11 protein-coding genes are annotated in these 11,097 nt (G+C 46.5%); 4 read left to right on the forward strand and 7 right to left on the reverse strand.

Annotated elements, in window-relative coordinates; all coding sequences use genetic code 11:
- The coding region (locus AC1DUA_RS08145) for a low temperature requirement protein A (protein ID WP_477499252.1) at positions 1-299 on the reverse strand (299 nt) is incomplete at its 3' end.
- Between the two features lie 70 nt (positions 300-369).
- Positions 370-1,920, reverse strand: a complete 1,551-nt coding sequence (locus AC1DUA_RS08150) for an FAD-dependent oxidoreductase (RefSeq protein ID WP_477499253.1) — start codon at positions 1,918-1,920, stop codon at positions 370-372.
- Positions 1,921-2,160: 240 nt separating this feature from the next.
- Here AC1DUA_RS08150 and AC1DUA_RS08155 point away from each other — a divergent pair, with 240 nt between their 5' ends.
- Positions 2,161-4,518: an immune inhibitor A domain-containing protein gene (locus tag AC1DUA_RS08155; protein ID WP_477499261.1), complete on the forward strand. Its 2,358-nt coding sequence runs from the start codon at positions 2,161-2,163 to the stop codon at positions 4,516-4,518.
- A gap of 84 nt (positions 4,519-4,602) precedes the next feature.
- Here the strand turns inward: AC1DUA_RS08155 and AC1DUA_RS08160 are convergent, their stop codons facing one another.
- Positions 4,603-5,823 carry an MFS transporter gene (locus tag AC1DUA_RS08160; RefSeq protein WP_477499254.1) on the reverse strand — a complete coding sequence of 407 codons (1,221 nt, stop codon included), beginning with the start codon at positions 5,821-5,823 and terminating at the stop codon, positions 4,603-4,605.
- Between the two features lie 172 nt (positions 5,824-5,995).
- On the opposite strand from AC1DUA_RS08160, the gene AC1DUA_RS08165 reads away from it, so the two are divergent.
- On the forward strand, positions 5,996-6,319 hold the full coding sequence (locus AC1DUA_RS08165; RefSeq protein WP_477499255.1) for a winged helix-turn-helix transcriptional regulator: 324 nt from the start codon (positions 5,996-5,998) through the stop codon (positions 6,317-6,319).
- A 31-nt stretch (positions 6,320-6,350) separates the two neighbouring features.
- Positions 6,351-6,509 carry a hypothetical protein gene (locus AC1DUA_RS08170; protein ID WP_167053313.1) on the forward strand — a complete coding sequence of 53 codons (159 nt, stop codon included), beginning with the start codon at positions 6,351-6,353 and terminating at the stop codon, positions 6,507-6,509.
- A 404-nt stretch (positions 6,510-6,913) separates the two neighbouring features.
- Here the strand turns inward: AC1DUA_RS08170 and AC1DUA_RS08175 are convergent, their stop codons facing one another.
- Entirely contained in the window at positions 6,914-7,192 is a 279-nt protein-coding gene (locus tag AC1DUA_RS08175) for a DUF6171 family protein (protein WP_477499256.1), read from the reverse strand.
- Between the two features lie 6 nt (positions 7,193-7,198).
- Entirely contained in the window at positions 7,199-8,692 is a 1,494-nt protein-coding gene (locus AC1DUA_RS08180) for an alpha-N-arabinofuranosidase (RefSeq protein WP_477499257.1), read from the reverse strand.
- A gap of 210 nt (positions 8,693-8,902) precedes the next feature.
- On the opposite strand from AC1DUA_RS08180, the gene AC1DUA_RS08185 reads away from it, so the two are divergent.
- Positions 8,903-9,064 (forward strand): asparagine synthase, encoded by a 162-nt coding sequence (locus AC1DUA_RS08185; RefSeq protein ID WP_477499258.1) that lies wholly within the window; start codon positions 8,903-8,905, stop codon positions 9,062-9,064.
- A gap of 421 nt (positions 9,065-9,485) precedes the next feature.
- Here AC1DUA_RS08185 and AC1DUA_RS08190 read toward each other — a convergent pair whose 3' ends face one another.
- Together AC1DUA_RS08190 and AC1DUA_RS08195 are read right to left on the reverse strand one after the other, a co-directional pair.
- On the reverse strand, positions 9,486-10,391 hold the full coding sequence (locus AC1DUA_RS08190) for an S-layer homology domain-containing protein (protein ID WP_477499259.1): 906 nt from the start codon (positions 10,389-10,391) through the stop codon (positions 9,486-9,488).
- Between the two features lie 236 nt (positions 10,392-10,627).
- Positions 10,628-11,097: SDR family oxidoreductase (locus tag AC1DUA_RS08195; protein ID WP_477499260.1), on the reverse strand; the 470-nt coding region annotated here is incomplete at its 5' end.

Raw genomic sequence — 11,097 nt, forward strand, 5'->3', positions numbered from 1 at the left:
ACGTAGTATCGATCAAAATCCGTAGATAGACTAAATGTCATGATAAGCACAAAAAACAGTTGCAGGATCATGTAGATGCGGTGATAGAAAACATCCTGCCCGTATCGGTTGTTAAATAACGTTTGCCCTACCCATGCCCACCAGATGGGAATAAAAATGAGTATAAATTTGATGATATACTCGAATGAAATCGTCCCGTGGTCAGCATGCAGCAGCACATGTGTAGCCTTAGATACGGCCGCTACAAACAACAAGTCATAAAAAAGCTCCAACCACGTTACTTTCTTCGCGATGTTCATATCAGTCCCCCATTTGCTGAAATCATATAGCTTGCTGCCTATATTATACCGAACAAACAGGAGATGATTGCTATTTTTTTTGAGCGGATACTTCGACTTGACTAAGTGGTAGTTTCGCTGGCCCTTCAATTACTGTGCCTGTGTAGGAAAACCGCGAGCCATGGCACGGACAGTCCCAGGATCTTTCTGCCTCGTCCCACTCGACCTCACAGCCCATATGCGTGCAAGTCGTGTCCACAACATGCAGTTCTCCGCCCGCATCCCGGTAGGCTCCTGCTCGTTTCCCGTTCACCCGAACTACAGCGCCTTCGTCATTATGCAGCTCCTCTGCTTGCCTGTGGACGATGTCGAACTTCCCGGCTATCAAATGTCCCGCGATGTTGGCATTGGACATGATAAACGTTTTGATCATAGGATCCGCATGAAATCTGGATGGCGAGAAGAGTTCTTCATAGGGGCTTTTCTCGCCAGTTATGATGGCCGTATTAAGGAGTGCTGCCGCAACACTGGTGGTCATTCCCCATTTTTTAAAACCAGTCGCTATCAGAATATTGGGCTGATTCGAGACCTCCCGGCCAATATAAGGCAGCTTATCGAGTGTTAACAAATCTTGTGCCGACCAATGATACAGGACTTCCTGCAAGTTAAATTGCTCAACGCCGAACTGCCTCAGCGCCTCATAATACTGAAACGTACAAACCCCTTGCCCAGTCTTGTGACTCTCTCCGCCTATAAGGAGCAACTCCTCCTCTTTCACTTTCACAGTACGAAGCGAACGTCCAGGTGTATCCGCATTGATGTACATGCCGCCAGCGAGACTTATTTCTGCTTTTGCCGCAAGGGCATACGATTTCTCCGCGTGCAGCCTTGCAAAGTACAAACCATCTCGGTCGTTAAAAGGAAAATGAGAGCATGACACGACAAAGTTGCTTGTAATTCGAAACCCTTCGCTTGTCTTCACGGTTGCCGGAGTTCCTTTTTCTACACCAACAACCGTTGTTTGTTCAAAAATCTGACCTCCAAGCTGAATGAATGYCTGAGCTAGATGTTTCAAGAAGGGAATCGGATCGAACTGCGCCTGATCTTTCATTACAATGGCCGCTCGGGTCTGGAACGGCAGCGGTGCTTGCTCCAAATAGCCGCCGGGGATTCCAAGCTTTAAGTAAACTTTACTTTCAGCAGCTATCTTCCCCACATTGGCTTCCTCAACTGTATAGATATAGGCATCTTCTTCCTTGAACTGGCAGGGAATCGCATGGTCAACRACCATCTTCTTAATAAAATCCAAACCTTCACGATTCGCTTCATAATAGAGCCGCGACTTCTCTTCGCCGAAATGAGAAATAAATTCGTCATATACCAGATCATGCTGCGCGGTGATTTTGGCCGTTGTATGCCCTGTTGTGCCATGTGCAATTTGGCCAGCATCAACAAGGACAACCCTAAGCCCTTTACCTGCAAGCAGATAAGCGGTTGTCATCCCCGTAATTCCAGCACCTACCACAGCCACGTCAGCTTCTATATCGTTTGCAAGCTTTGGATAAGTTGGCATCGCTGTTTCGCTAAGCCAAACCGATTTTGGAAATTGTGGAAATGGGTCTATTCTTGGGTCGAACGACATAATGAGTGCCTCCTGAAATTCCCCTTTTGGATAAATTAACCTCTTTCATTCCCTTTTATTCTACATAATTCACTGTAACAACAAGCAAAAAAAGTCGAATAAGGAAATATGTGGTAGGTCGAATTGTGCAGGTCCAGCAGCACTTACTAGATTCGGGAATCTAGTATTTAATTTAACTGTACAACGGTCAATTAAATTTTCTAATAGGAGGTTTGATTATTGAATAAGACCATCTTGAAAATGACGAATGTGTTTTTCGCAACAAGTTTGACGGTAGGACTTTTTGCATCTACGGTATCCGCCGCAGAAACCGACTACTCAGAAGCACTAGAGGCTCTTGACGCACCACCGATCGATGCCATGATCGTGAACGACGAGCGCCTGGCCAAGGGGCTAATGGATCGTGGGCTTTTAAACAAAAGTGCTACACCCGAACAAATATCAAAAGCAGTAAAAAGCTATTTATCTGTCAAAAATAAGAAACTAGTAAACTCCAAAACCGATCAAAAGAACAAACTGCATGATGAGATGGACAAAAAGTCGAAAGATTTTGTCGCCAAACAAAAGGTTAAATTGTTATCCCAAATGAATCACGGCATGGACAATCTCAAACTAGGAAACGGCAACGGTATCCCTATTCCATCCGCAAAGCAAGATCGGTATAACGGACCTGTTCGTGAGGACAAAGTGCTTGTCCYTTTGACAGAATTTGCGGACTTAAAACATAACAATGTGAAACAAGAGCCTGGTTTCATGTACGCCAAAGACTTCAGTCCTGAGCATTATCGTAATCTTATGTTTGGCGATAAGGATTTCAAATTGTTCGATGGATCGAAAATTCAAACCTTTAAACAATACTACGAAGAGCAATCCGGCGGCAGTTATACGGTTAATGGCTATGTGTCTGACTGGTTAACGGTTCCTGGCACTGCCGCTCAGTACGGAGATGATAACCCCGCAGGTGGTCACGATAACCTAGCCCCTCTTGGTCCTCGCGATCTCGTGAAAGATGCACTTAATGCTGCTGTTGCCAAGGGCATTAACTTAGCTGATTATGATAAATTCGATTTGTATGACTTAGATGGCGATGGCAATCAAAATGAACCCGACGGCCTGGTCGACCACCTCATGATCATCCATGCGGGCACAGGTCAAGAAGCCGGCGGCGGCGCTTTGGGCGACAATGCCATATGGTCCCATCGTTGGACGCTGGACGGTGTGTACCCGATTGCAGGAACATCAACCCCAGTCAGCTATTGGGGCGGCAAAATGGCCGCTTACGACTATACGATTCAGCCTGAAGATGGCGCTGTCGGCGTATTCGCTCACGAATTCGGGCATGACTTGGGACTGCCGGATGAATACGACACCCAATACACCGGGCAAGGCGAGCCGATTGCTTCCTGGTCCATTATGAGCGGCGGCAGCTGGAATGGAAATATTGCCGGCACGACACCAACCTCTTTTTCACCACAAAATAAAGACTTCTTCCAGAAAACGATGGGCGGCAATTGGGCTAACGTCACTGAAGTCAACTCCTCGGACATTAACCAATTGGGTAAAGCGGCCATCATTGATCAAAGCGTAACGAAGTCGAAAAATCCAGGAATCGTCAAAGTCAATTTGCCGGATAAAGCCGTCCAAGGCATTCAACCCGCTTTTGGCTCTCGCTACTATTACAGTACAAAAGGCGATAACCTGCATACGACTCTATCCACGCCAGAATTTGATTTGACGCATGCGCAAACAGCTACATTTGACTTTAAATCCTTGTATGAGGTTGAATTCGAATACGACTATCTGACGGTAACTGCGGCTACCTATGATGGACAAGAAGTAACGCTGGACGTCATTGGAGACAATGATACCAACGGCGACGCGCGCGCGGAAACCTCGAATGGGGTTTGGGTGGACAAGTCCTACAACCTGGCACCATTCATTGGCAAAAAAGTGACGCTGAACTTCGACTATGTGACAGATGGCGGGCTGGCTCTGAACGGTTTTGCTATGGATAACGCCAAATTAACCGTTGATGGGAAAGTAGCGTTCTCTGATGACGCTGAAGGAGCTCCCGCTTTTAAACTGGACGGTTTCGTTCAATCCAATGGGATGGAATTCAAGAAGCACTACTACTATCTGGAGTGGAGAAACTACGAAGGAGCTGATAAAGCTCTAGCGTACAGCCGCGGTGTCAAATACAATACGGGACTCGTCGTCTGGTATGCCGATGACAGTTATCTGGATAACTGGGTTGGTGTTCATCCAGGCCAAGGCTTCCTCGGCGTCGTAGACTCTCATGCTGCCGCAATGGTGTTCAAGAAAGACGGACAGGATTCGGTCTCTCAAACAACCCGCTATCAAGTTGCTGATGCAGCATTTTCGCTGGATAAAACGCCAGCCTGGTACGTCAATAATGAGACGAGAGGCGAATATAACTACAAATCTCTGCCAGGTGTTGAGGAATTCTCCGATGCCAAGTTGTATTCGAATGAGTTGATTCCGGACGCAGGGCGTTTGGTTCCGAAATTCGGTTTGAAATTCCGGGTGATCGGCGAAGCGAGAGATAATTCTGCTGGCTTAATTTGGATTCACAAGTAAGCCGAGTCGAATCTCACGAAAAGAAACAGGGGACTGTCCATAATCTTGGACAGTCCCCTTCTCATTTTGCCAGAGAAATTAGATTCATCCCTGTGTTTTTCTTCTCTCTAATTTAGCAGATATACCCGTCAGAATCACGGCAACCAAGACCATTAAACCGCCAATCCATGGCGTATGCTTAATTCCGATCGTGTCGACAATCACTCCACCAAGCAATGAGCCTATTGCAATCCCTACGTTGAATGCCGCGATATTCAAGGCTGAAGCAACATCAACGGCGGATGGCACATACTTCTCAGCGAGCTGCACAATATTTAACTGAAGACCCGGCACGTTCATGAACGCAAGCAGCCCCATCAGGAAGATACCAATTAAACCAGTCACTTTGAACGGCAGCATGAACGTCAGAGCGATCAGAATAGCCGCGTGAACAATAAACATCCAGAATAAAGCGCGAAGCGGATTGTGATTCGCCCATTTTCCGCCGACCGAATTACCAATCGCTACAGCGACCCCATAGACAAGCAGAACAATAGAAATGACATGTGAATTAAGCCCTGTTACATCTTGTAAAATTGGGGTTAAATAGGTGAAAGCAACAAATGTTCCTCCATATCCAAGCGCCGTGATGGCATATCCCAGAATCAACCGGGAGTTCGTAACCAGCCGAATCATGTCCGAAAACTTAGCAGGTGGCGATTGTTTTAAATTCTTAGGAATTAACGCAGCAAGCGCGATGATCGCAATCACACCAAGCAAAGCAACTCCCCAGAACGTTGCTCTCCATCCTAATGATTGGCCGATAAATGTTCCAAGAGGTACTCCGGTAACCGTTGCGACCGTCAAACCTGTGAACATTAAGGCAATGGCGCTGGCTTTCTTCTCCGGCGGAACAAGCTGGACGGCAATCGTCGCGCCTATGGAGAAAAAGACACCATGTGAAAATGCGGTTATAAAACGAGCGACCAACAGAAATGAGAACGATGTGGAAAGCGCGGCAGCGACATTGCCAACAATGAAAATAACCATGAGAAGCATCAACAATGTCTTGCGGTTCATCCGGTTTGTAAGTGCGGTTAGGATTGGCGCACCAATTGCAACCCCGATGGCATACCCAGAGATCAGAAGTCCAGCCAGCGTAATCCCAATGTGCAAGTCATCTGCGACTGATGCTAGCAGACCGACGGGAACGAATTCTGTCGTTCCAATACCGAAAGCGCTGATGGCCAGCGCAAGGAGCGCCCATTTCCCCGAAAGCAGCTTATCTTTCTGTATAGAAGCAGCTGGTGCGATAGTTTGACTCATAATATCCTCCTATTTGAGTGTATGTGACCTGCAGCAACACTTTACTTTTGTTGCCTGAGTGTTATTATAGGATCACAAGCACTATTTGATAAGTACGCACTTTAAAGTTCTATAGATACTCCAAAGTACTATAGGCACTTAAAAGTTCCTATCCTTAATACGGAGGTTGACTATGCCTTATAATGTTCCCGTTGAAGCTACGCTTGATGTAATCGGTGGAAAGTGGAAGGTCGTCATATTATGCCATTTGGACAAAGGCGACAAACGAACAAGCGAGTTAAAACGATTGATGCCTGATATTACTCAGAAAATGCTTACCCAGCAACTGCGCGAGCTTGAGCAGGATGGCATGGTGAAAAGAACGAGCTATGAGCAAGTACCGCCCAAAGTTGTCTACTCATTAACACCTTATGGTTGGTCATTCAAACCCATACTGGATGCTATGTGCGCTTGGGGAGAGCAGCATATCCAGCAAAACGAGCTCGTAGAGGTATAGAAGTATAGAACAACAATTGGAGGCGATTGATGTGAAAATCATGATTTCAGCCGCGGAAGCTATTGAAAAAGGCGTATGGAATGAGATTTTGCGTCTCTTCGGTAGAGATAAGAACGAGGAAATATGGCCTAAAGAGGAATTCATTTTGACGGAAGAGCAGGCCCTCCAGTTGAAGCTGATTAAGAAGTAAGGCAATATGAAAAAGGGCTGTCCCAAAAAGGTCAATAGACCTTAAGGGATCAGCCCTTTGATATTTAAGGCTAGGTGACGGGCGGAGCATCGAATATCGAATCCTAGAAAAAGTATCCACAATGACCCTGGTGTCCGTAAGGGGAAATCGCAGCGGACATTTTCTAATTTGATGCAGAAAGTGCAGCAAATTTTCGTATTATCGATGGTTTCGGAGATAATCATGCATTTTGTGCAGTTAATTTCATCGATACCATCGAAAATAGAGAAAAATCGCTATATTTGATGTACTTTTTACATCATTCCTTACTTTTAGCTGGTCCAGATGCGAATTTACTGCACTTTTTACATCATGTTTGCGCTGCCAAGCGCACAACCTGCATGAGAGGGTGCCGGGTGCCCCCTCTATGTCCTATAACGCTGCCATCCAGCTCCACCTGGGTATGGACAGCTTTTGTCCCGCAGCTTGGCGGTAATCCGCACAATACAACCGCATAGCGAGCATGTATGCCCACCAACTAGCTTAGGACACTCGCTGCACTGGCTTAACCGCTCATGGTACACCGAATCCGGGACGCACACTTCTGCGGACTGAAACATTGGTGCTTGCAGCATCTTGTCAATTTGTGCAGGCGTAATCTTGAAATCCTCGCGGCATCCTTTGCACTGGCGATTCTCGAGCATCGCTTTCTACTCCTCGGACAATTCCAAAACAGTGACAGACATCGGAGGAAGCTCCGCATCGATTACCTGATCGACCAGGCTGAACGCTGTGAATTCCGTTGGCGCTACTTTATTCGTCTCTTCAAAGGTGTTGTGACCGTCAATTGTGTCAGAAGTCAACGTTGTTCCTTTGACAGAAACAAACTTGCCGGCTAAGCCGCGGAGCTCTAACTCTACCTTTGCGCTAGCTTGATGATCTAGATTGCAAAGGCTGATATGTACTCGGCCCTCTACGTCTTTGGAAGCCGAAACGGAGATTTGTGGAATGGCCTGCTTCCCTTCGCCTAGCTCCGAGATGGACGGATGAACGTCCAATAGCTGCGCATCCTGATGAACCTTATACATGTCGAATACATGATAAGTTGGCGTAAGCACCATTTTCTCCCCTTCGGTGAGGATAACAGCTTGGAGCACATTCACCAGCTGTGCGATGTTCGCCATCTGCACACGGTCGCAATGCTCATTAAAAATGTTCAGCGAAATCCCTGCGACGAGCGCATCACGGATCGTATTCTGCTGATACAAGAAGCCCGGATTCGTTCCCGGCTCCACATCGTGCCACGTTCCCCACTCATCAACGAGCAGGCCGATTCGCTTATCCGGATCATACTGATCCATAATGGCGGAATGCTTGCTAATCAGTTCTTCCATGAATAGGGCTTTCTTCAAAGTTACGTGCCACATGTCTTCAGGGAATCCAGTTGCTGCCCCTTTCTCCTGCCAGGAATCACCCGGAACCGTGTAATAATGCAGCGTTATGGAATCCATAAAACGATGTGCCTGCTTCATGAGCGTTTCCATCCAGTGGTAGTCGTCTRTGTTGGGCCCACAAGCAATTTTGTGTATGCGGTTGCTGCCATAATTACGGACATAGGTCTGGAACTGGCGGTACAAGTCTGCGTAATATTCAGGTCGCATGTTCCCCCCACAGCCCCAATTCTCATTACCCACGCCAAAGTATGTCACTTTCCAAGGCTCTGGTCTACCGTTTGCCTCGCGCATTTCCGCCATAGGCGATACACCTTCAAAGGTCAAATATTCGACCCAATCAGTCATCTCCTGAACGGTCCCGCTCCCCACATTGCCGTTAATATACGGCTCACAGTCCAACATCTCGCAGAGCATCATAAATTCATGCGTCCCAAAATGGTTATTTTCCACCACGCCGCCCCAGTGGGTATTGATCATTCGTTTCCGGTTTTCTTTCGGACCGATGCCTTCTTTCCAGTGGTATTCGTCTGCGAAGCAGCCGCCTGGCCAGCGTAATACGGGGATTTTCATCTGTTTTAATGCGGCAGCGACATCGTTGCGAATGCCGTTCGTATTCGGAATTTCTGAATCTTCGCCCACCCATAAGCCTTCATAAATACATCGTCCCAAATGCTCGGAAAAATGTCCGTAAATATTGCGATTAATCGTGCCTTTCGCGCGATCGGCGTTAATGGTTATCCGGTTAGCCACAGAAATTCGCTCCTTAAATTAATAATTTTATTAATCGATAAGTAATTTCATGAATTCAATTATTATCATAAGTTGATCCTCCTGCTTTTGCAACCGTTTTTTTTGAGTGGCAAGCTCCAAGGATCTCCATTGCTATTAGAGGGATAATTTCCGCTCTTTTGTTCTAAAATAAGCTTTGTCTTTCCAAAAAAACCAATGGGAGTGATACACATGCGTGAAGGTTTGATCCCTGCTGTTCTTGGAACTGTCGTAACGGCTTCTGCTGCTTCATTACTCGGAGGCAAGTATAAGCTTGCAGCAACTGGTGTGCTTGGATTTGGCCTAGCTCATGTCGTTCTAGGGGCAATTGACCTCATCGAACATCGGCACTAATTGGGAAGGCTCGCAGATGTTAGAAAAGACTGTCTCAAAAGCAGAGTAATCTGCCAATGAGACAGTCTTTTTTCTGTCTACAGAGTCAATGCCCTATCAAATTAGGGCGGCATGCAAGGTTTATAGGAACTACAGGGCGCTATTTATGCGATATGTGGGGCTACAGGGGTGAAGCGGAACTACAAGGCCTTATTTCTCCTAACAACCTTACATGAAGGTTAAAATAGGGGGACTAGAGGATCATAGTTCGCCACTCTGAGCAAATCGCTTCATTCCTTAGAAATCAGCGGATCGTAGTTCCCATTACACTAGTTACCGAATCGGTTTATAAAGAAGGTGCGGCTGGCAGCTAAATTCAGCTAAATTGCAATAAAAAAAGTACTTCTCTCATCACGCATGACGAGGAAAGCACTTTTTGTTCTTATTTTGCGGCTGGTTCAGCTACCGCTTTATATTTGGAAGAGACATACGTTACCGCTTTTGGTTCAGTAATCATTTCAGCGTTCATGGAGTTTGGTTGCGGATCGACCAGCTTGTAAGAAATAACGGCATTGCCGTCCTCTCCAAATTGGATACCCGTAATTTCAATGCTATAACCTGCTGTTGGTTTGGATTCACGTGACAATGTCACTTTGTTGACATCATCGGACACTTTTTCAACATTAACGGCAACGGTTTCTGTTGGTACTGGAACCTGTGTATGTGCGTCCAACACTTTGCTGGCATTGTAAACCCAAGTTGCTGCTTCGCCGCGAGTAATTTCTGCTTTTGGGCTTAGCTTGCCACTGTTGTCGATGGTGGCAATTTTATATGCAAGCATACGCTGCAGAGCACCTTGATACTCCGGAGTAATTTGGTCAGCATCGGTAATGTCCGCTGGTTTGATGTTAATCATCGGGAAATTGCCTTTTTTCTCAAGAGCTCGCATTAACAATGCACCGAATTGCTCACGTGTAATACTTGCATTCGGATTCACATCTTTCGGAAGCTCTACGCCATTATAATGAGCGATGATGAACGCCTCGGCATACCATGAGTCATTTTGGACAATTGTATAGAAATCAGAAGCCAGCGGCTGCTTGACGAAACGGAGCAAGTCCATGTTCAGACCCAAACCTTTGACAATGATTTGTACAGATTGCGCATAGCTGATTTTTCCTTTTGGAGCAAAATGTTCGTGATCCACACCACTTACAACTCCAYGATCGTGTAGTGCGTTAATCGCCTCGGCTTGTCCGCTTTCAACATCCGAGAAGGCGAATGCGGTATTAAATGACAATGCTCCCAACAAAACAGTCGATAATGCTGCAGTAGCTAATTTTTTCACAGTAACTATTCTCCTTTTAACTAGTTATTTTTTATTACCCTTTCGAGTTACCTACTAAACGGGGCTGTTTCAAAAAAGGTTGCACGCGTTTGAATAATTTTTCGAAAAGTGCAATTTGAGGAATAACAGAACAGAACTTTCTGACCCCCAGTAAGGAGCTGATACACCTCAAATTAGACAAAAAAGCTGCCGTACACACGGCAGCCCTTTCATCAACAAAGCCTATTCGATTACTCTTATACGCCCGAGTAAGCCATGAATCCGCCATCCACCGGAATCGTGGCGCCGGTTACGAAGCCGGACATGTTAGGGTCCGTCAACCAAAGCAGCGTGCCGAGCAGATCCTCCGGTTTCCCGAATCGACGCATCGGCGTATGCGTAATGATTTTGTGCGAACGCTCAGTGAGCGTACCGTCTTCCTTCAGCAGCAGCTTCTCATTCTGCTTCGTCAAGAAGAACCCCGGCGCGATCGCATTGACGCGAATGCCGCTCTCTGCCAAATGCACAGCTAACCACTGCGTGAAGTTATCGATGGCGGCTTTCGCAGCGCTGTAAGCCGGAACTTTCGTCATTGGCGAAGGCGCGCTCATCGACGAAATATTGATGACGGTCGCGTCTTGTCTGCCGATCATTTGCTTGGTAAAAATCTGTGTCGGAATCAACGTGCCAACAAAGTTCAAGTTAAGGACATTGCGGAAGCCTGTCA

Source organism: Paenibacillus sp. 01T422 (assembly GCF_056398785.1).

Coding starts and splice junctions, on each gene's coding strand:
- AC1DUA_RS08175 (WP_477499256.1), bottom strand. CDS start 7,192: ATGCTCGAGAATCGCCAGTGCAAAGGATGCCGCGAGGATTTCAAGATT.
- AC1DUA_RS08165 (WP_477499255.1), top strand. CDS start 5,996: ATGCCTTATAATGTTCCCGTTGAAGCTACGCTTGATGTAATCGGTGGA.
- AC1DUA_RS08185 (WP_477499258.1), top strand. CDS start 8,903: ATGCGTGAAGGTTTGATCCCTGCTGTTCTTGGAACTGTCGTAACGGCT.
- AC1DUA_RS08160 (WP_477499254.1), bottom strand. CDS start 5,823: ATGAGTCAAACTATCGCACCAGCTGCTTCTATACAGAAAGATAAGCTG.